The 19,540-nt window shown below is 42.2% G+C and carries 18 protein-coding genes and 7 tRNA genes; 3 read left to right on the top strand and 22 right to left on the bottom strand.

Features of this window, described 5'->3' with window-relative positions:
- The 10 genes from B3F51_RS08355 to B3F51_RS08310 form a co-directional block, all read right to left on the bottom strand.
- On the bottom strand, positions 1-674 hold a 674-nt coding region (locus tag B3F51_RS08355; protein ID WP_286946536.1), incomplete at its 3' end, for a GTP-binding protein.
- A 70-nt stretch (positions 675-744) separates the two neighbouring features.
- A tRNA-Thr gene (locus B3F51_RS08350) sits at positions 745-820 on the bottom strand.
- Between the two features lie 11 nt (positions 821-831).
- Positions 832-916: transfer RNA gene (locus tag B3F51_RS08345), tRNA-Tyr, on the bottom strand.
- 61 nt (positions 917-977) lie between these two features.
- Complete coding sequence (gene sigH / locus B3F51_RS08340) at positions 978-1,586, bottom strand: RNA polymerase sporulation sigma factor SigH (protein ID WP_070369928.1); 609 nt, start codon at positions 1,584-1,586, stop codon at positions 978-980.
- Positions 1,587-1,598: 12 nt separating this feature from the next.
- Complete coding sequence (locus B3F51_RS08335) at positions 1,599-2,111, bottom strand: NYN domain-containing protein (RefSeq protein WP_070369927.1); 513 nt, start codon at positions 2,109-2,111, stop codon at positions 1,599-1,601.
- On the bottom strand, positions 2,108-3,094 hold the full coding sequence (gene rlmB, locus B3F51_RS08330; protein ID WP_286946534.1) for a 23S rRNA (guanosine(2251)-2'-O)-methyltransferase RlmB: 987 nt from the start codon (positions 3,092-3,094) through the stop codon (positions 2,108-2,110). Before rlmB ends, B3F51_RS08335 begins: the two co-directional genes overlap by 4 nt.
- A gap of 67 nt (positions 3,095-3,161) precedes the next feature.
- Positions 3,162-4,367, bottom strand: a complete 1,206-nt coding sequence (locus B3F51_RS08325; protein ID WP_286946532.1) for a THUMP domain-containing class I SAM-dependent RNA methyltransferase — start codon at positions 4,365-4,367, stop codon at positions 3,162-3,164.
- A gap of 167 nt (positions 4,368-4,534) precedes the next feature.
- Positions 4,535-5,770, bottom strand: coding sequence for a histidine--tRNA ligase (gene hisS, locus B3F51_RS08320; protein ID WP_286946531.1), 1,236 nt, complete (start codon positions 5,768-5,770; stop codon positions 4,535-4,537).
- A gap of 11 nt (positions 5,771-5,781) precedes the next feature.
- Positions 5,782-7,008 (bottom strand): tyrosine--tRNA ligase, encoded by a 1,227-nt coding sequence (tyrS, locus tag B3F51_RS08315; protein ID WP_286946529.1) that lies wholly within the window; start codon positions 7,006-7,008, stop codon positions 5,782-5,784.
- Positions 7,009-7,074: 66 nt separating this feature from the next.
- Positions 7,075-8,289, bottom strand: a complete 1,215-nt coding sequence (locus B3F51_RS08310; protein WP_286946528.1) for an AI-2E family transporter — start codon at positions 8,287-8,289, stop codon at positions 7,075-7,077.
- 196 nt (positions 8,290-8,485) lie between these two features.
- On the opposite strand from B3F51_RS08310, the gene lspA reads away from it, so the two are divergent.
- Positions 8,486-8,965, top strand: a complete 480-nt coding sequence (gene lspA / locus B3F51_RS08305; RefSeq protein ID WP_070369921.1) for a signal peptidase II — start codon at positions 8,486-8,488, stop codon at positions 8,963-8,965.
- A gap of 84 nt (positions 8,966-9,049) precedes the next feature.
- Here lspA and B3F51_RS08300 read toward each other — a convergent pair whose 3' ends face one another.
- Together B3F51_RS08300 and ispE are read right to left on the bottom strand one after the other, a co-directional pair.
- A complete protein-coding gene (locus tag B3F51_RS08300) occupies positions 9,050-9,733 on the bottom strand; it encodes a GntR family transcriptional regulator (RefSeq protein ID WP_286946527.1) in 684 nt (227 codons plus the stop codon).
- Entirely contained in the window at positions 9,720-10,595 is an 876-nt protein-coding gene (gene ispE, locus B3F51_RS08295) for a 4-(cytidine 5'-diphospho)-2-C-methyl-D-erythritol kinase (protein WP_286946525.1), read from the bottom strand. Before ispE ends, B3F51_RS08300 begins: the two co-directional genes overlap by 14 nt.
- 164 nt (positions 10,596-10,759) lie before the next feature.
- On the opposite strand from ispE, the gene B3F51_RS08290 reads away from it, so the two are divergent.
- On the top strand, positions 10,760-11,458 hold the full coding sequence (locus B3F51_RS08290) for a uracil-DNA glycosylase (RefSeq protein ID WP_286946523.1): 699 nt from the start codon (positions 10,760-10,762) through the stop codon (positions 11,456-11,458).
- A complete protein-coding gene (locus B3F51_RS08285; RefSeq protein WP_286946521.1) occupies positions 11,458-11,994 on the top strand; it encodes a phosphatase PAP2 family protein in 537 nt (178 codons plus the stop codon). The genes B3F51_RS08290 and B3F51_RS08285 overlap by 1 nt, the downstream gene beginning before the upstream one ends.
- A gap of 16 nt (positions 11,995-12,010) precedes the next feature.
- Here the strand turns inward: B3F51_RS08285 and aroD are convergent, their stop codons facing one another.
- The 10 genes from aroD to B3F51_RS08235 all read right to left on the bottom strand — a co-directional run bounded on the left by aroD (position 12,011) and on the right by B3F51_RS08235 (position 19,220).
- On the bottom strand, positions 12,011-12,769 hold the full coding sequence (gene aroD, locus B3F51_RS08280) for a type I 3-dehydroquinate dehydratase (RefSeq protein ID WP_228881327.1): 759 nt from the start codon (positions 12,767-12,769) through the stop codon (positions 12,011-12,013).
- A gap of 63 nt (positions 12,770-12,832) precedes the next feature.
- Entirely contained in the window at positions 12,833-13,840 is a 1,008-nt protein-coding gene (locus B3F51_RS08275; protein ID WP_286946519.1) for a nucleoid-associated protein, read from the bottom strand.
- A gap of 94 nt (positions 13,841-13,934) precedes the next feature.
- Positions 13,935-14,011 (bottom strand) — tRNA-Arg (locus tag B3F51_RS08270).
- Between the two features lie 63 nt (positions 14,012-14,074).
- Positions 14,075-14,149 (bottom strand) — tRNA-Gly (locus B3F51_RS08265).
- Positions 14,150-14,156: 7 nt separating this feature from the next.
- Positions 14,157-14,241 (bottom strand) — tRNA-Leu (locus tag B3F51_RS08260).
- Between the two features lie 87 nt (positions 14,242-14,328).
- Entirely contained in the window at positions 14,329-15,021 is a 693-nt protein-coding gene (locus B3F51_RS08255) for a TrkA C-terminal domain-containing protein (RefSeq protein ID WP_286946517.1), read from the bottom strand.
- 80 nt (positions 15,022-15,101) lie between these two features.
- Positions 15,102-15,716: a molybdenum cofactor guanylyltransferase gene (mobA, locus tag B3F51_RS08250; protein WP_286946516.1), complete on the bottom strand. Its 615-nt coding sequence runs from the start codon at positions 15,714-15,716 to the stop codon at positions 15,102-15,104.
- Positions 15,717-15,776: 60 nt separating this feature from the next.
- On the bottom strand, positions 15,777-18,452 hold the full coding sequence (gene fdhF / locus B3F51_RS08245) for a formate dehydrogenase subunit alpha (RefSeq protein WP_070369912.1): 2,676 nt from the start codon (positions 18,450-18,452) through the stop codon (positions 15,777-15,779).
- Positions 18,453-18,945: 493 nt separating this feature from the next.
- Positions 18,946-19,020, bottom strand: a tRNA-Gly gene (locus B3F51_RS08240).
- A 124-nt stretch (positions 19,021-19,144) separates the two neighbouring features.
- Positions 19,145-19,220 (bottom strand) — tRNA-Lys (locus B3F51_RS08235).
- Between the last annotated feature and the right edge of the window lie 320 nt (positions 19,221-19,540).

Below are 19,540 nucleotides of genomic sequence, written 5' to 3'. Positions count from 1 at the left end.
CCAGTGATTGAGAAAACATCTTCCACTGGCATCAGGAATGGTTTGTCGGTATCACGTTCTGGATCTGGAATCCAGTTGTCAACAGCAGTCATCAGTTCAACAATTTTGTCGCCCCATTCGCCGTCTGGATCTTCTAAGGCACGTAATGCCGATCCGGGAATGATTGGGGTATCGTCACCTGGGAATTCGTATTCGTCAAGCAGTTCGCGAACTTCCATTTCAACTAATTCCAGTAATTCTTCGTCATCGACCATATCAACTTTGTTTAAGAAAACAACGATATAAGGCACGCCTACCTGACGGCTTAACAGGATATGTTCACGGGTCTGTGGCATTGGACCATCAGCCGCACTAACAACCAGGATGGCACCATCCATTTGGGCAGCACCAGTGATCATGTTCTTAACATAATCGGCATGGCCCGGGCAGTCAACGTGGGCGTAATGACGGTTCGCTGTTTCATATTCAACGTGAGCGGTGGAAATAGTGATTCCACGTTCTCTTTCTTCTGGGGCTTTATCGATGTTTTCGAATGCTACGGCTTCACCGGTTCCAAATCGTTTGTTTAATACAGATGTGATGGCCGCTGTTAATGTCGTTTTACCGTGGTCAACGTGACCAATTGTTCCAACATTTACGTGGGGCTTATTTCTTTCAAATTTTGACTTTGCCATTTGTATTCTCCTTATAAATCTAAATATTATCGTTTAACCACTATGTCAAATTTAATTTATGATATAAAAATGGAGCCCTCATCCGGATTTGAACCGGAGACCCCCACCTTACCATGGTGGTGCTCTACCTACTGAGCTATGAGGGCTTATAATAAAGTGGTGGGAGAAGATGGATTCGAACCATCGTAGACGTCGTCAACGGATTTACAGTCCGCCCCCTTTAGCCACTCGGGCATTCTCCCACGTGCTTATTAATTCAGCTTCTCTATAATAGTTTGTTTTGCCATTTTTGTCAACTGTTTTTTAAATCTTTTTACCGATTTTTTTTCGAATGCGCTGCAAGGCATTGTCCACCGATTTATTTCCACACGCTAATATTCTGGAAATCTCATAATAGGAGGCCCCCTGGATATAAAGTGCCAGAACTTTTTTCTCAAAGCTGGACAATTCCCGTTTAACATCAATCATCAGCTGTTCCAATTCTTCTTCTTTAATTAATTTTACTCCCGGCTCCACACTTTTTTTAGCTGCCAATCGGTCAAAAATCGTATTTCCAGGGTCTTCTTCCGAAACAGCCGCATAAATTGATACCGAATTGTTAAGTGGCATATGTTTCTGACGATTCGCCGAGCTGATCGCTGTTTGAATTTGGCGTTCGATACAAAGATTGGCAAAAGTTGCAAATTGTGTCTCCCGATCAGGGCGAAAGTCCCATATAGCCTTTAGTAACCCAATCATCCCTTCCTGAATCAAATCCTCATGATCCCCGCCAACCAGATAATAAGAACGGGCTCGGATCAGGACATTTTTTCGATATTTTTCCAGAAGATACTCCTCTGCCTCTTTGTCCCCCTGCTGGGCACGCCTGACGATTTCCGATTCCGCTAGTTTATCATTGCTTAGCTTAACCATCTTTTCCTCACATTATTCTTTAACACGCATTTTGTTAAATTGATCCAGGGTTTCTTCATCCAAAAAATCACTGAGCTTAAGACCCTGTTTCGGGACGCTTTTTCTCTTATCATCCCGAAAATTCTTCAACGACGCTTCCATATCCTGGATCAACTCCCGCACTGGAACCCGCTCGGCGCCGTTGGCCATGACCATTTGCTGAAGGGTAAAATCTGACGTTACCACCCGAACGTTATAAGCTTTCGGGAGGCTATAGACAAGCTTTTCAATATAGCTGTCGGCGGTTTTATTCTTTTCGGTAAACACTACTTTGATCCGGCCATGGACTTCTTCCCGTTTTTCCAATGATTGTTGCTGATAGGCATCGAAAACAAGGATGGTTTCCCATCCTTTAAATCCGCTGTAGCCATTTAAATCATCGATCAACTTTAGCCTGGCTTCTTCCAACTGAATTTCTGAAAGACGTTTTAAATCATCTGAACCATGAATGACATTATAACCATCCACAATTAATATGGTTTTCATTGAAATCGCTGTTTGGCAGCCTCTGCAAAAATGATCGCTGCTGCTGCTGATGCATTAAAGGATTCAATCTCGCCATGTACGGGAATCGATACTGAAAAATCGCATTGCTTTTTGATCTTCTCGCTGATTCCACTCCCCTCGTTACCAATAACAATGGCCAATGACCCCTTGTAATCGGCTTTATAATAGGGATTCCCTTTCATATCCGTCGACATGATCCAGAACCCTTTTTTCTTGAGCTCTTCAATCGTCTGGCTGAGATTGGTCACCTTAACAATCGGGGTATGGGATACTGCTCCAGATGAAGCCTTTACCGAAACCGCTGTTAGCGAAGCCGAGCGGCGATTGGGAATGATGACGCCGTCAGCCCCACAAATATTGGCACTCCGTATTATCGCCCCCAAGTTATGGGGATCCGTCAGATGATCGAGAATAACGATAAAGGGGGCTCGACCCTTGCTTTTGGCATGATTTAAGATATCCTGAAGATTACTATAGGGAAATGGCGCCATCAACGCCACAATCCCCTGATGTACCTGACCATCAGCCAGATACTCCAGTCTGGCTTTTTCGACCGAATGAATAATGATATTCTGTTTTTTCGCTGCATCGGTAATCTTTTTAAGAACATGATCGGTATTGTCTTTTAAAATCAATAACTTGTCGATTTCCTGACCGGAACGAAGTGCTTCCATCACCGGGTTTTTTCCGACAATTACAAACGTTTCTGCGGTAACGCCTTCATCTTCCCGATTATATCCATCAAACTTGCGTTGTGGTCGCCGATCGTCAAAGCGACGGGGGCCACGCTCCTCCCGGGAATCTCGACTGTCAAATTTCCGTGGTTTTTTATCGTCCTTTTCCCCACGTTCTTCAAACTTGCGGGGCCTTTTATCCCCATTTGCCGCCTGGTCATTTCTTTTCCCTCGGGGCTTGTCACTGGTCTTGCTGCTGTTTGAGCGACTATTTGATACTCGTTTCATCTTTTCACCTATTCTTTTATTTTAATTCGATTTATTTCTCGATAAACCGATTCTTGCATTATTTCGTTTATTTATTGGCTTGTGTGTTTATTTCAGTTTCTGCATTCATATTTTGGGCTTCATCGACAGGGTTTCGTTTTCGTGGCGGCAGTGGTCCATAGTACTGATAATAGTAGGTCTTAATGTCGCCATTATAAAGCTTGCGATTCTTGGTTGCCACTTCGCCAAAATATTTCTCAAACTTTTCATAACCGGTAATAATAAAATAAGACCAACTATCCAGACTGTGAAAGACCTTACCCATATCCCGATAGAGGCGTTGAATTTCTTTTTCTTCGCCGATTCGCTCACCATAGGGCGGGTTGGTGATAATGACCCCATATTTTTTCTTGGTGGATACCGACTGAACCGGCAGTTTTTGAAAAGCGACCAAATCTGAAACGCCAGCCAATTCTGCATTCGTCCGGGCTTGTTTTAGCGCATTGGCATCACAATCGGATCCCAGCAACAAAAATTCTTTGTCATTGATGGCATCCCGGGCTTCCTGACGAGCCTGTTCCCACAATTCCGGCGGAATGGCGTCCCAGGTTTCAGAGACAAAATCCCGTTTCAGCCCCGGGGCAATATTTTTACCGATCAGCGCCGCTTCAATGACAATCGTTCCGGATCCACAAAGAGGATCGAGAAAAACTCGATCTGGTCGCCACCGGGATAGATAAACCAGCGCCGCAGAAATGGTTTCTTTTAGCGGCGCCTCATTGCCATATTGGCGGTACCCCCGCTTATTAAGACCAGAGCCACTGGTATCGATGGAAAGGGTGACTTCATCTTTAAGAATTTGAATATGAATCGGATACTTTCCGCCATTCTCATCAAACCAATCGACCTGATACTTCGATCTTAAGCGTTCCACCACGGCTTTTTTGACAATTCGCTGTCCGTCCGATTTACTAAACAGCGTTGATTTAACACTGGTAATTTTAGCCGCCGGAAATTCGCCGTCAACCGGGATCCAGTTTTCCCAAGGTAGCGCTTTCGTTTTTTCAAACAATTCATCAAAGGTTTCAGCCTTAAAACGGCCAATCTCCAGTAGCACCCGATCAGCGCAGCGAAGCCAGAGATTGGATCGGGGAATGGCTTCTAGCGGCCCGGAGTAACGGATTTTTCCGTTCTCAACTTCGGTTACCTCGTAGCCCAGTTTTTTTATTTCGTCTTTTACCACACTTTCGATTCCAAAAGCGACAGTGGCAATTAAATTTATCTTTTTCGGCATTCATTTTTCCTTTATTGTTATTTTGGGTCTCATTGTTAACTCTCAATAGAGCATTATAACACAAGAAATCGATATATTCTTAAAAAATTGTGTCTTTATAAAAATAAAACCCCAAACACCGTTACACGCATCGCAACTGGTGTCTGGGGCAGTAAAAATCAGTTCTTCTAAAAATTTTTTATCGCTTCATCACGACCAAAAACCACAAAGCCTTCGTATTGTCCATTATCCCAGGCGGTAATCTGTTTACCGAATTTCTTCTTCATGGCCACCAGATTGACCCGATACCCTTTTATCCGCCAGCGATCACCTTCACCGATAACCTCTGCCATATTGCTGCTCTGCGGATCGTAGAACAGAATGATTGCCGAATCAACTTGTTGGGCATCTTTCTGCTCTTCCATAAGAATCGTAATGATTCGCTCAAAGCCAATCGAGAAACCCACTGCCGGTACTGAAACTTTATTGTATTTGCCAATCATATTGTCATAACGGCCACCACCAGCAATGGAATAACCATAGGGGCCGTAGCTGACTTCAAAAATCAGACCGGTGTAATAACCCATTCCCCGGATCAGCGAAAAGTCAAAAACAACATCAAACTGTTCTTTCGCAAGGATTTTAACGGTGTTAATCACCTCGGTTAATTGGCTAACAGCCGCAGCATCTTCCACCCACTGTTCCAAATTGTCCAGATCAATGCCGTTCACACAGGTCATCAACTGGTCAACTTTTTCCTGTGCATGTCCCTTCTCCAACAATTCACTGGTTACCCCGGCAACTCCGATTTTATCCAGTTTATCCAGAGCAATACAAACGGTTCCGACCTGATCCGCAGCAAATCCAGCTTTAATAATGACTTCACTCAAGAGCTGACGATGATTCACTTTTATCGTAAACCCGGCAAACCCCATCGCCAGCAGCGCTTTGGCCGTGGTATCCATCAGCTCAATCTCAGCCGAAACGGTGGGATCGCCAATAATATCGATATCGCATTGTTTAAAGGCCCGAAATCGGCCTTTTTGCGGTCGTTCCGCCCGAAAGACATTGCCAATCTGTATTGCCTTAAACGGTGTTTCCAGCACTTCCTGATTGTTCGAATAAAATCGGCTCAGGGGCAAGGTCAGATCGAAGCGAAGACCCATATCACAAAGATCCGTTACACTGGCTTCCGGATTCAAATCCAGCTTTTCGCCACGCTTTAATATGGTAAACAGCATTTTTAAGTTCTCGCCACCATCACTGCCCAACAGCAGTTCGAGATTTTCCATCACCGGGGTTTCAATCCGGCTGAAGCCATGAGAACGGTAGACTGACAATATCTGTTGTTCCAACCGATCCCGAATTTTCATTTCCTCGGGTAAAATATCCCGGGTACCTCTCACAGGTTTTGAACTGATCATCTGGTCACCTTCTATACTAGATTTATTTGCTTGAACGCTTTTTTGCCCTTTTTGAGAACAATTTTCTTGTCTTTAAAATCTGCCAGTGTTACCAGCAGTTTAAAATCGGATACTTTTTCACCATTTAGCAGCACTCCGCCCTGGTCAATCAAACGACGACCTTCACTGCGGGTCGGGATCAACTTTGCCACTTCAAGTATTGACAGAATATCCATGCCGTCGCCCAGCTCTGATTGAGATAAATCCACACTTGGAATTTCAGCATCTCCCTGATCTCCGGCAAAAAGCTTGCGGGCCGCATTTTGAGCTTCCTGGGCGGCTTCTGTGCCGTGAATAATCTCGGTGACTGTATAAGCCAGGATTTCCTTGGCCTGATTGATTTTTGAGTCCTTAAGAGCTCCCAAACGCCGCACCTCGTCCATCGGAATAAAGGTCAAAAGCGCCAGACATTTTTCCACATCGGCATCGGCAATGTTTCGCCAGTACTGGTAAAATTCGTAGGGCGATGTTTTTTCCGGATCCAACCACAATGCCCCTTTGGCTGTTTTGCCCATTTTAATACCCTCACTGGTGGTCAGTAGTGAGAAAGTCATGCCATAGACCTGTTTTGCATCTTTGCGACGAACCAGCTCAACGCCAGCAATAATATTTGACCACTGGTCATTGCCACCAAACTGCATCTTACAGCCCTGCTCTTTATGCAGCACATAAAAATCATAGGCCTGGAGCAGCATGTAATTGAATTCCAGAAAGGTCAGTCCTTTTTCGAGCCGCGATTTATAACAATCTGCCGTCAGCATCCGGTTTACAGAGAAATGGGTTCCAATTTCCCGTAAAAAGTCAATGTAATTAAGCGGAAGTAACCACTGGGCATTATTGAGCATCACCGCCTTGTCATCTTCGAAGGTCAGAAATTTTTCAAAGACTTTTTTAAATTTTTCACCATTCTCAACAATCCGTTCCAACGTCATCACCTGACGCATATCTGACCGGCCAGAAGGATCCCCAATCATCGTGGTTCCTCCTCCAATCAACGCAATCGGTCGATGTCCATGACGTTGCATATGAGCCATCACCATAATCTGAATGAAATGTCCAATATGAAGACTGTCAGCCGTTGGATCAAACCCGATATAAAAAGAAACGGATTCTTCTGCCAGTAATTTTTTTATCTCTTCTTCGTGAGTACATTGTTCAATAAATCCCCGCTCCTGTAGTACGTCAAATACACTTTCCATTTATCTCTGTCCTTTCCTTATTCAAGGGGTTTCCCCCGCAATTATTCTAAATAGTTTTGTTACTGTTTATCCCTGTAGTTTTTCAAGCGCCTCTTTTTTTCGTTCCCACCGAGTCAGTCCTTCTTCAAAAAACACTTTGATCACTGCAAACATCGGAATCGCCACAAACATCCCCAACAGGCCAAAAAGACTGCCCCCGACAATAACCGAGAATAATACCCAGAAGGGATTGAGTTCAACAATTTTTCCCAATACATTTGGTGCTAAAACATTCCCATCAAATTGCTGGACAATAAGAATCCATATTCCCACCCAAAGGGCTTTGGTCGGATCATCGATAAAGGTAATGACGATGGCCGGTACCGCCCCAATAATTGGGCCAAAATAAGGAATCACATTGGTAACGGCAACAATCACACCAAATAAGGGCGCATAATCCACGCCTATCACCAAAAGTCCCAGATAAAACAAAAACCCAATCAACATTGATGTCAGAATTTTTCCGGTAAAATATTTATAAAAAATTTCATCGATGGTCAGGATCGCCCAGTGACTTCCATTGTATAAAGTCTTGTTTAACACCGCTTTAGCAAAGCGATCAACCTGATCACTGATTTTTTCCTTATCCAGCATTAAATAGAGTCCGACAAAAAAAACAATAAAGAAGCTGATGACAAAGCCAATGGTTCCTTTTAAAAAGACAAAGGCAAAATTGCCAATATTTTTAATGGAATCCGGATTAGCCCCAAAGTAAGTGGTTAGCTGATTGAGTACATCCATTGCCGTCATATTTTGCAGACTATCTATTGCTACCTTCAGCTCAGTTAAAATATCCTGTGCGGCTCCACCTTTAGCCAGACTTTCACCCAGAAAATTATCAATGATTGTCAGGTACTCGGGGGTTTGTGCAATCAGACCGGTAAGGCTCTCTATGACCGATGGAATCGTAGCGTAAAAAAATAATACAATTAAGATAATAGTGATCACATAGATAATCAGAATTGAAAGCAAGCGAATCACACGTTCCTTACTTTGACTGCCGGGAATCATCCTGAAAATGAACTTTTCGATGCCTCGCATGGGTCTAAATAAAAAATAAGCTAAAACCACACCCAACAGAATTGGCATCAGCACTTCCAGGGTTTGAGTCAACATACCGTTTAATGTTTCGGTGACAACACCAAAGTTATCCAACAATTTATATGTCAAAATCAGGATAAGAATCCCCACTAACAGGTAGCTGTATTTTTTAACAAGTTCAGTATCTAGTTTAAATTTCAAACGCTCCTCCATTACTGTTTTTAATTCGAGTTATATCTTAACATTTAACCAACAAAAATTAAAGCAGTTTCAGATAGTTTCTTAAATTATGATTAAACAAAGCCGCTTTAATACACGTGTATTTGAAAGTTTTCCTTGTCTTTTGGAGAAATCTATCATAATATTTTGATAGTTAATTCTTTTTATAGGAGAAATCATGATCTATATTGCTATTATACTTTTTGCTATATTTCTTGATCAGTATTCAAAATACCTGGTCGTTGCCCATATAAAGCCGATTGATACCTTGCCACTTATTCCTGATGTTTTTCATTTAACCTATGTCGAAAATACCGGTGCTGCATTCAGTCTGATGACTAATAAACAGATTTTCTTAATTCTTATGACCCTGGTTTTTATTGGGGTTCTCATCTATTTTTTAATCAAGATACCAGATATCCGGGAGAATCGAGTTATTAAAACCGCTCTTGCCTTCATCATCGGCGGTGCTGCCGGGAATTTACTGGATCGCCTGCGTCTGAATTTTGTCGTGGATTTTCTTGATTTTCGAGTTATCAAATTTGCGATCTTTAATTTCGCCGACATCTTTGTAGTTTGTGGGAGCATTATCCTTGTCATTGCGCTGTTCACCAATAAAAACTTTCTGGAAAACAATGACTTTGGTAGTCTGGAGTAGATCAATAAAAAAACGGTGGCAACACAAAACGCCTCTCCAGTTATAAAACAAAAGCTGTTTTATACCGGTGAGGCGTTTTTTTGTCTACTCGTTCTTTTTTAGCAAACTGAGCATGCTGTCGCCAGTCGTATAGATGTGATCGCAGGCGGCCAGATTGGCTTTTCGGCACTCACCCTTTTCGATCTGTCTGATTATTTCCATATGCTGATTGACCAACGGCGTTTTATCTTCAATGCGATGGACGTATTCAGCCCGAAACCGCTGCATCTGCTCTCGTAGACTATTAATCATTGCCTGTAATTTGACATTTTTTGATGCAGTATAAATCGTTTCATGAATATGCATATCATGTTTAATGATTCCCTCTTCATCATTATGCAACGCCGACTCTCCAAACAATTCATTGGCTTCATAGAGCCTGCCGATTTCCTCTTTGGTGGCATTCATGGCCGCCAGCTCAGCTGCCAACCCTTCCAGTGCCCGGCGGATTTCCATCATTTCTTTGAGATCGTTCACTGACATTGGTGTCACATAGACACCTTTTCTTGGTACCATTTTTACCAGCCCCTCCAGTTCAAGCTTCCGGATGGATTCTCGCACCGGAGTCCTGCTGACGCCCATTTGTTCAGCCAACTGAACCTCCATTAAACGCTGTCCCGGTTGGAGTTCACCGGTAATAATAGCGCAGCGGATGGTTTCAAAAACAATTTCCCGCAATGGCTTACAGGAACTTATATCAAGACTCAAGCCCTTTTTATCGTCCCACATCGTTTTCTCCTTCTTCAGTTTTACTTAAAAAACACATTGTATAGTTTTCTTTGAAAAATCGCCAGGATTTTTCCGCCAATTCCTGGTTTTGATAATACCCAATGACCGTCGACCCGCTACCGGTCATGATGGCGGCCAAAGCCCCCCGTTCCATCATTTGATTTTTAACCGTCTCTATTTCAGGATATTTCGCAAAAGCTACCGCTTCAAAAACGTTTCCCAAATTCATATTTAACCTATCATACGCATCATCACGCAACAGCTTGATGATCGCCGGAATATCCGGATGATCTTTTATTATTGATTCATCCAGTTTTTTGAAAGCCCAGGGGGTAGCGATATCAATATCCGGTTTTACCACCAGAACCGTCATTTTCCTCAGGTCTTTTAGCGGAGTGATTCTTTCGCCGATCCCTTCTACCAGAGCCGTACCACCAACCAGACAGTAAGGTACATCTGCCCCAATGGTAACGCCGATTGATAAAAGCTCCGATTGCGTTAGCCCCAGTTGCCAAAGACGATTCAGACCATTTAAGGCAGCCGCTGCATCACTGCTGCCTCCAGCCAGGCCAGCCTGAGTTGGAATTCGCTTTTCCAGATGAATTTTAGCTCCCTGTTTGACATCGAACTGACGCTGCAGTTTATGGGCTGCTTTGATCACCAGATTTCGCTCATCCAGAGGAATGGTATCCTCGTTGGACGTTAAACTGATTCCCGTCGCACAGGATTCAAAGGTCAATATATCATCCAATTCGATTAAATGATTAATCATCTTCATTTCATGATAACCATCTTCCCGGATGCCAACAACATCCAAAGATAGATTCACTTTAGCTTTGGCCTTTAACACAACCTTATTCATCTTTCCTCACATTGCACTCTTAATATTGTATACTTTATTCATTATAACATAGTCCCTCCCTGATTCAAATAAAAATCATGGTTATAATCCAATTTTATAGTGTATAATCAAGACATTAACTTACCCAAATCCACTCATCACCACTATATTTAGGAGAATAAACGATGGCTATCCATTTTGACAACGATTGGGAACAACCCATTCAACACGAATTACAATCTGACTACTATCTGAACCTGCGACATTTTTTGATTAACGAATATCAGAACCGGGTTGTTTACCCCCCCATGCATGATATCTTCAATGCCTTTCACCTGACGCCATTGTCGCAAACAAAGGTTTGTATCATTGGCCAAGACCCCTACCACGGTCCCGGGCAAGCCCATGGTCTGGCTTTTTCAGTCAAACCTGGCGTAGCAATTCCCCCTTCGCTGCAAAATATCTATAAGGAGCTGGAAGCTGATTTGGGTTGCCCGATACCCCGCCATGGCTGTTTGACCGACTGGGCCACACAGGGGGTGCTGCTACTCAATGCCGTACTCACCGTCCGGGGTGGTGAAGCAGGTTCTCATCGAAATGCAGGCTGGGAGATTTTTACCAGTCAGATCATAAAATTATTAAACAACCGCACTCAACCGGTTATTTTTATTCTTTGGGGCCGGGATGCCCAAAACAAAAAATCTTTAATTACCAACCATCATCATCCCATTATTGAATCCGCCCATCCCAGCCCTTTGTCAGCCCACCGTGGTTTTTTTGGCAGTCGGCCCTTTTCCAAAACCAACCAGCTGTTGCAAGCCCAGGGAATCGCACCCATCAATTGGTGCATTAAAGATTTTGAAATTTCCAATGGAGCGCGCTAATGGATCTCTCTATCTTGATATGGATTCATCAGCATCTGGTTTTTGAACAGCTTAACGTTTTTTTTATTTTTATCACTAATTTATGGGGCGATGGTATTCTAACGGTTATTCTTACACTGTTTCTGCTAATAAAAAAAGAAACCCGTTTAACAGGTCTCGTCATTGCCGTTTCGCTTTTATTCAATCTTTTGGTTGTAAATCTAACACTGAAACCACTGGTGGCCAGACCCCGCCCCTATACCCTGTACGAGATCGACATGCTGTTACCAGTGCAGACTGATTTTTCTTTTCCATCCGGTCACAGCTCGTCCGTTTTCGCCTTTGTCTGGGCATATTTCATTACCCGAAAAGACCGAATGCGCTGGATTTTTGTAACTTTCGCTCTGCTTGTTTGTTTTTCACGACTTTACCTTTTTGTTCATTACCCCACCGATGTTCTGGCCGGGATTATCATCGGTATCCTCTGTGCCTATTTTTCCCGGTGGCTGGTTTTTCGTTTTACCAACACCGCCTGGATGCATAAGCTTCTGGAATGACCGCTGGCTCTGATAATTATATCAGAGCCATTCGTTTCCTCAGATCCACTACTTCTTCCAAACTAAGCTGTCCAGGGGCGGTTTTCCCGGCCCCAGCCACAAAAGTCAGCGAACCACCACACAGTTCCGGAGCTATTCGCGTTATCGATCCCTTTGCTCCCATGGCAATGGCAATCATCGCTTTGGGAAATTTTTCATTATAGGTAAGCGTTGCCTGCATCAGACGGCGCACATCGTCCGTTGACTGGGGCATGACCGCCAGCTTAAGCAGGTCTCCACCTGCTTCCTCCATGGCTGTAAAAATATCCCATATCTCCGCTGTAGTCGGCGTTTTCGCAAAATCATGGTATGACACGATCCACTGGGTCTCGCTTGTTTTGAGAGCCTCTTTGATCCTCGTCAAAAAAGGAGCCGCGTTGTTAAGTTCCACATCCACATAGTCAACCCGGTTACTTTTTATCGCAGCCATCACTGCGTCTGCCCGAATCTCATCGGAAGTTTCGACAGCACCACCTTCATAATGACTGCGAAAGGTATAAATCAGCCCCTGATCAGGCATTCTGATTTTCATTTCACTCAGCAGATCCTGTTCGTCTGCAACAGTAAGAATCTCTCCCGGCATAAAATGATCCCGGCGCCACTCCAGAAAATCACAGCCATTTGCCACCCCCACTTCAACATCAGCCAACAGTTCATTACGATTGGCGCTGATCAATGGAACACACGAGGTAAAAGTGTTTTTTTCGATTAATTTATATGTCTTTTGCCTATCCATAAAATTCTTCCTTCCAAATCTTCCGCTCATCGTAGCAAACACCATCCTGGTGACAGCAGATCGTTACTTGTGGTTTAAAAGCCCGATATTTTTGATCTCCACCGAAATGGTACCATCCGGATTATTTTTAAATTCGATAATGTCATTTCGCTTTAGCTGATCCGTAGGGATACTGATTTCAATACCGGTATCGGTAATGAACTTTTGCTTACTGAATATTTTCTTTTCGATATTTGACGTAACCGGAATCCTTTTATCATAAAGCCCCTTTTCTTCCAACGACGATCTGAAACGATCCTGAATGGTCGAATCCCCATCAAAAACGACTTTGGCCAGATTATCGACATCAATTTCGTTTTCGGTTTCATAATCGCCTGCCAGCACCGTTTTAACTGCATTCAACTTTTCATAATCACCGCCATATTCTCTGACAATCACTTCCTTGACTGTTTTATCAACAATGTCAAAAGCCTCTTTTTCGGAAATTGCCGGCTCGCAGAAAATCAATTGACTGGAAATATAATAGGCTTTCTCATTATTGATCAGATATTGTTTTTCCTTAACAAGCAGTTCCTCGCTGGACAGATTGATTAGAATAAACTCATCCAGTTTCTGGCTTTCCGTCGGTAATACACAGGGTTGAACCAGAATATCATTCGTCAGACCACTGTCAGTATTTACGTAGTGGATATATCCCTGTTTATAATTAAATTTAAAAATTCCCAGATAGTTTTCATGTTCAATGTTAAAATCCACAAAAATCAGATCCGCAGAGGGTATTTCTATATTTTCCAGCATATAATCAAAAAACAACTGTGATATTTCACAGCTGACTCGGGTCAGCTCGTGGGGATTATTCTTATAATCAATGATCCGCTCTTTGAAAGGGCTGCCCACACGAAACACAGTTCGTTTAATTTCCGGATCCTTTAGCGATCTTGACACATGTTTTTCGACGTATTCTTTGACCACCACTGTCATATTAAGGAGCATATCCGATAATACCGGGATACTTGCATTGGTATCCAAAACATGTAAAATTGCTTTGTTAATACTGATTTCTGGTTTCATATTAATTTCCTATTCTAATTATGTTTGGCCCGATGCCATTTACAACTTTCGGGTAAATAAAAAACAGCCACGAATGACTGTTTAAGCACGTTTATGGTACGCCCTGAGGGGCTCGAACCCCCAACCTACTGGTTCGAAGCCAGGCACTCTATCCAATTGAGCTAAGGGCGCACATAAGTAGATTAAAAAAGAATAATTCGGAGAGCTCCAAATTAATTCAGATTTATTAAATTTTGGAGCGGAAGACGGGATTTGAACCCGCGACCCTCGCCTTGGCAAGGCGATGCTCTACCACTGAGCCACTTCCGCTTATAATTGGTGCGGATGAAGGGACTTGAACCCCCACATCATTCGATACTAGATCCTAAGTCTAGCGCGTCTGCCAATTCCGCCACATCCGCTAAGCAATGCTGTCATCTGTAACGTGCTTGATTATAATAACAAAATACGTAGGCTTTGTCAACCCACTTTGAAGTTTTTTTTATATTTTATATACTATCTTTAAATAATTCCATTATGTTATGCTTTGAACCATAGATCAAAACGCGATCGCCCTGTTTAATTTCATCGGAAGCAATAACATGATTCAAGATTATATTCTCCCGTTTGATTAATAAAACATTTAATTTATAGGTATGACGAAAATTCATTTCCAATAAGGTTTTATCTTTGATTTCCGGGGGGATACAGGTTACAAACACCTCAGCGATGAGCTTGTCGTGAAACATTTCCAGAATTCGAACATTATTGCAAAATGCTCCCTTTGTTTTGTTTTTGGCCAGACGCTCCACCAGTTCATCAAATTTTCGGATGATCCACTTTGATCGGGTTATCACTAGAATTACAATAAGAAAAATCAGTGAATAAAGAATCGTCATCCAATTGATCTGATCCCCTGAAGAACGAATAAATAAATTGACTAAAAGCGAAACACCGGAAACCGCAAACAAATAACCAAACAGCATCATCACTCGAGCTAAATTACGTCTTGCTGCCGAATTAAGGATCAATTCGCTTTCTTTCGTGGTAAAGCCACTGTTTGTCATACAGGAGACCGCTTGAAAACGGGCCTTATCTTCACGCAGACCGGTTAGACGAAAAAGCACAGTGAATATCTCCACCAGGATAAAATAAGCAATAATCAGGACAAAAAAACTAATCAGTGATACATTAAAACTCATGCTACTCCTTTTTAAAGGCCACCGATCCGAATCAATTTCCATTATGACCTTCAGATTCATATTATGCCGTACTATACCGATTAAATCAAGTCTCGCCTTTTTTTGATATGATTTTTTAACTCACCGGGGGTATTTAAATTGCAGAACATGTCCCAATCGGGACTGAACTCTCGCCCTTTTTTCTCATCGATATAATAGAGGTTTTCATGCTCAAAGCATTTATAAATGCTCTTGCGCCCTGTTGCCAGAAAAGAAGCTATGCGAGGGGCAAGATCAGCACGATAGAACGCATTAAATGGTTCGATCCACTCTTCAAAACGGGTAACGCAACCACCTACATCAGGATTGTTCTCAATCAATCGCTTCATATATACCACATAATCATGATTATAAACCGGCATGTCACAAGCTGTTACATAAAGATACTCAGATCGGGCATGCAAAAGACCGGTATAAATACCTACCAGGGATGCCGACACCTCCACAGCATCTGGATACACACCCCGAATCCCAGCAATTTCGGGCAGATCTTCTGGTTTTGATCCGGCAATAATAATATCTTCAAAATCTAAGGAAAGCTGTTTAACAATGCGATTGATGATGTTTTCGCCATCAATCCGTAATTTTTTTTTGTCATATCCCATTCGTCGACTAAGGCCCCCTGACAAAATTACTGCGGTACCAAACTTCTCCAACTCCATCCTCCTTTAATCGAAAAAGGGTGCTTATGCGCACCCTTTTTGGTTTGTGACTATTTACTTACTAATATTGACTTTGACAACTTTAAATGGTGGAATTTTAGCTATTGGATCTAATTCTCCGCCGGTTAGATGATTAGCACCGCTGTTTCCATAATGGAATGGCATGAACAGATTCGTTTCCATAATTCCCTTATTGAAACGGGTTTTTGCAGAAACATTTCCTCTGGGCGACGTAACGGTAATGAAATCTCCCTCATTGATGTCATATTCTTTAGCTGTTTCAGGATTGATTTCGACGAATGGGTCACCTGCGATTTCCTCGATTCCTGGTGTCCGCATGGTCATGGTTCGGGTATGATAGTGCTGCAAAATACGACCGGTCATCAGAATCAGTGGGTATTTTTCATCAGCCTGATCTTCAGGCGGAATATAATCCGCAATCATAAAGGCTCCTAATCCACGGGTAAATTTTTCAGCATGGAGGAATTTTGCTCCCTCTGAATCCTTACTCAGGCACGGCCATTGAATCCGATCGCCATTTCTGAGTCTTTCATGGGAAACCCCGGTGTAGCTGGGTGTTACAGAAGCAATCTCGTCCATGATTTCTTCTGCACTGTTAAAGTCGAAGCCTTTGGCTCCCAGCTTCTGAGCAATTAAAGAAATAATTTCCCAGTCATTCTTAGCTTCTCCGGGAGCTTCTACCGCTTTTCGGAGTAACTGAATACGGCGTTCCGTATTGGTGAAGGTACCATCCTTTTCAGCATATACAAAGGCTGGCAGGACAACATCCGCATACTCTGTCGTTTCAGTTAAGAAGATGTCCTGGACTACAACAAAATTGGCTTTTTCAAGAGCATGTTTAACATGATTTGTGTCCGGATCAGAAACAACTGGATTCTCGCCCATGACGTATAAGAATTTTACGGTTCCGTCGCCGACCCCATTAATAATTTCAGTCAGTGTTTTGCCAGCATTTTGTGGCAGTTTGACATCCCAGGCTTTTTCGAATTTTTCCACCACTTCCGGGTTGGCGGTTTTCTGATAACCTGGCAAATCGCCTGGTAACGCGCCCATATCACAGGCTCCCTGAACATTATTCTGACCACGCAATGGATTAACACCGCATCCTTCACGGCCGATTTTTCCAGTCAGCATCGCCAGATTGGCGGTTGACATAACACCATCGGTACCGGTTTTATGCTGAGTGACACCCATGGAATAAAAGATTCCACCCTTGTCTTTGGTTGCATAGAGAAGCGCCGCTTTACGCATATCTTCAGGATCAACACCACAGATTTCAGCACATCCTTCAACAGTCAGCGTATCCATAAATTCTTTAAACGCTGCATAGCCTTCGGTTCGTTCATTGATAAAGTTTTTATCTTCCAGACCAGCGTCCAGAATGGCACGCATCATTCCATTAAGTAATGGGACATTGGTTCCCGGTTTAATCTGTAAATATACATCGGCGTATTTTGCCAGTTCGATTTTTCGTGGTTCGGCTACAATCAGAGCTGCCCCTTTTTGTTGTCGCTGTTTTATTTTAGCACCAATAACCGGATGAGTTTCAGTGGTATTGGAGCCGGTAACAAACATAACATCCATTAAATCCACTTCATCAATACTATTGGTCATCGCCCCACTACCAAATGATTTAGCCAGACCGGCAACAGTTGAAGCATGACAAAGTCGGGCACAATGATCAACGTTGTTGGTTTCACCAACAGTACGAATAAATTTCTGGAAAACATAATTATCCTCATTCGTACATCGGGCTGAAGACAGCCCCGCAACTGCCTGAGGACCTTCTGCTTTAGCTTCTTTTAGTTTCTCTGCTACTAAGTTTAAGGCTTCTTCCCAGCTTGCTTCTTCCAGAACACCGTTTTTGCGGATTAACGGCGTTGTTAAACGATCAGGACTGCTGACAAAATCATAAGCAAAGCGTCCTTTGACACATAAAAGATTGTCATTAACATTTCCTTCTGTGCTATAAATGTCAGTAATCTTATTATCGATTATTTTTAAATTCAAGGTACAGCCTACTCCGCAATATGGACAAACAGTCTGAACTGTTTTGGCATAGGCAAAGGGTTTAAACTGTTTCGGTGCCAATGCACCAGTCGGACAGACTGCAATACAGTTACCACAGCTGACACATTCTGATTTCCCTCTGGGTGTTTCGAAAACCGGATTGATATTGGTTTCATAACCACGGTCACATTGGGCTAAAATATGGTTGCACTGAAGGTGTTCGCAAACTTTGATACATCGATTACAGAGTACACATTTATTGGGATCATAGGTATAAAACGGATTGGAATCATCGATGGGTTTTGTCATCACCCGTTCGGTACCAAACGCCTTAACCGCATCATATTCAATGCAATTCGCATTGAATTCAACAAATTCACAACAACCATATTTATAACATGTCATACAGTCAAAGGTATGATCTGACATGAGCATTTTTAATACAAATCGGCGCGCTTCTCTTACCTCCGGCGTATTGGTATTAACCACCATACCTTCCGCTACTGGAGTTGAGCAGGAAGTTTCAAGTCTTCTCGCTCCAACGACTTCAACAAGACACATACGACAGCTGCCTTCCGGTGTGAAGTCTTTAAAATTACATAATGTCGGAATGTCGATACCGATGGAACGTGCTGCTTTCAGTATTGTAGTTCCTGGTTCGACACTAACTTTTTGTCCATCAATTGTCAAATTAACCATAAATTTATTTCTCCCTTCTTTTAGGATTCCATTATATTCTATAACTTTTAATTTGTCATTGATGTTTTTTAGTTAAATGATTCTTTTCTCGGATGATTTAAGAAATACATACTTATCGTCTTAGTAAAATCACCAAGAATCCCTGTCGGATGGGATTTTGCAATGCTTTACAAAACGATATTCTGGACCTGAATTTATAATGATTGTATGTTTGTGATTTAACTAACAAAAATTAAATGCGAATAAAATACTACTTCGGAAAATAGCAACAATAACGAGTAATTTTCCGACGTTAAAAAATGACTGTCGATTAAACTACCACAAAATTTTTATAGCAATCTCAATTCTATCAGTTATTACTGATAATTTTTACAGGAATTTGTAATTCACTTCCAAATTTATATGAGTCAAGTTAGAACTATTTTAGAGAAAAATAAAAAAGTGCAAAATTGTTATACACAACTTTACACTTACGTTTTGACGATCATCTTATTGGAGCGGAAGACGGGATTCGAACCCGCGACCCCCGGCTTGGGAAGCCAGTGCTCTACCACTGAGCCACTTCCGCAACGCTTATATTATAACAACAAATCCATTCTTCAGCAAGTAATTATTTCATACAAATGATGTTTTTGTTGAATTTTATTAACAAAAAAGTAAAAAACCGCAAATCATGCGGTTAGCTTTTTTAATGGTGACCCATGGGCGACTTGAACGCCCGACACCCTGATTAAAAGTCAGATGCTCTACCAACTGAGCTAATGGGTCATAAAATTATTTAGTTATTGTTTGTCTTCAAACGACTGTGTAATACTCAAGTTTGCCTGACTAAGCGATTCACACAAAAATGTTCACTCCCTACGGTCGTGCATTTTTGGTTCTCTGCTTATACCAACTGAGCTAATGGGTCAGATCATTAAATTAAGTTGTGCTAAGAATCGTATTTTAATCGAAAACTCTTCTCATCCAATATGGATGAGTTTTTAATTAAAATGCGTAAGTTCGATGATGCACGATTCGCTCTGCTCACATGCATAGCCAATTTCATCCTGAAATCGGATCTCACTTATGGTGGGAGAAGATGGATT

Source organism: Acetobacterium sp. UBA5834, assembly GCF_002435675.1.
Classification (GTDB): Bacteria; Bacillota; Clostridia; order Eubacteriales; family Eubacteriaceae; genus Acetobacterium; species Acetobacterium wieringae.
This window is presented reverse-complemented; position numbering and strand designations above follow the sequence as displayed.

What these genes read in the sequence shown, in the direction of transcription:
- sigH (WP_070369928.1), bottom strand. Translation starts at nt 1,586, where the DNA reads ATGGTTAAGCTAAGCAATGATAAACTAGCGGAATCGGAAATCGTCAGG.
- B3F51_RS08335 (WP_070369927.1), bottom strand. Translation starts at nt 2,111, where the DNA reads ATGAAAACCATATTAATTGTGGATGGTTATAATGTCATTCATGGTTCA.
- rlmB (WP_286946534.1), bottom strand. Translation starts at nt 3,094, where the DNA reads ATGAAACGAGTATCAAATAGTCGCTCAAACAGCAGCAAGACCAGTGAC.
- B3F51_RS08325 (WP_286946532.1), bottom strand. Translation starts at nt 4,367, where the DNA reads ATGCCGAAAAAGATAAATTTAATTGCCACTGTCGCTTTTGGAATCGAA.
- hisS (WP_286946531.1), bottom strand. Translation starts at nt 5,770, where the DNA reads ATGATCAGTTCAAAACCTGTGAGAGGTACCCGGGATATTTTACCCGAG.
- tyrS (WP_286946529.1), bottom strand. Translation starts at nt 7,008, where the DNA reads ATGGAAAGTGTATTTGACGTACTACAGGAGCGGGGATTTATTGAACAA.
- lspA (WP_070369921.1), top strand. Translation starts at nt 8,486, where the DNA reads ATGATCTATATTGCTATTATACTTTTTGCTATATTTCTTGATCAGTAT.
- B3F51_RS08300 (WP_286946527.1), bottom strand. Translation starts at nt 9,733, where the DNA reads ATGTGGGACGATAAAAAGGGCTTGAGTCTTGATATAAGTTCCTGTAAG.
- ispE (WP_286946525.1), bottom strand. Translation starts at nt 10,595, where the DNA reads ATGAATAAGGTTGTGTTAAAGGCCAAAGCTAAAGTGAATCTATCTTTG.
- B3F51_RS08290 (WP_286946523.1), top strand. Translation starts at nt 10,760, where the DNA reads ATGGCTATCCATTTTGACAACGATTGGGAACAACCCATTCAACACGAA.
- B3F51_RS08285 (WP_286946521.1), top strand. Translation starts at nt 11,458, where the DNA reads ATGGATCTCTCTATCTTGATATGGATTCATCAGCATCTGGTTTTTGAA.
- aroD (WP_228881327.1), bottom strand. Translation starts at nt 12,769, where the DNA reads ATGGATAGGCAAAAGACATATAAATTAATCGAAAAAAACACTTTTACC.
- B3F51_RS08275 (WP_286946519.1), bottom strand. Translation starts at nt 13,840, where the DNA reads ATGAAACCAGAAATCAGTATTAACAAAGCAATTTTACATGTTTTGGAT.
- B3F51_RS08255 (WP_286946517.1), bottom strand. Translation starts at nt 15,021, where the DNA reads ATGAGTTTTAATGTATCACTGATTAGTTTTTTTGTCCTGATTATTGCT.
- fdhF (WP_070369912.1), bottom strand. Translation starts at nt 18,452, where the DNA reads ATGGTTAATTTGACAATTGATGGACAAAAAGTTAGTGTCGAACCAGGA.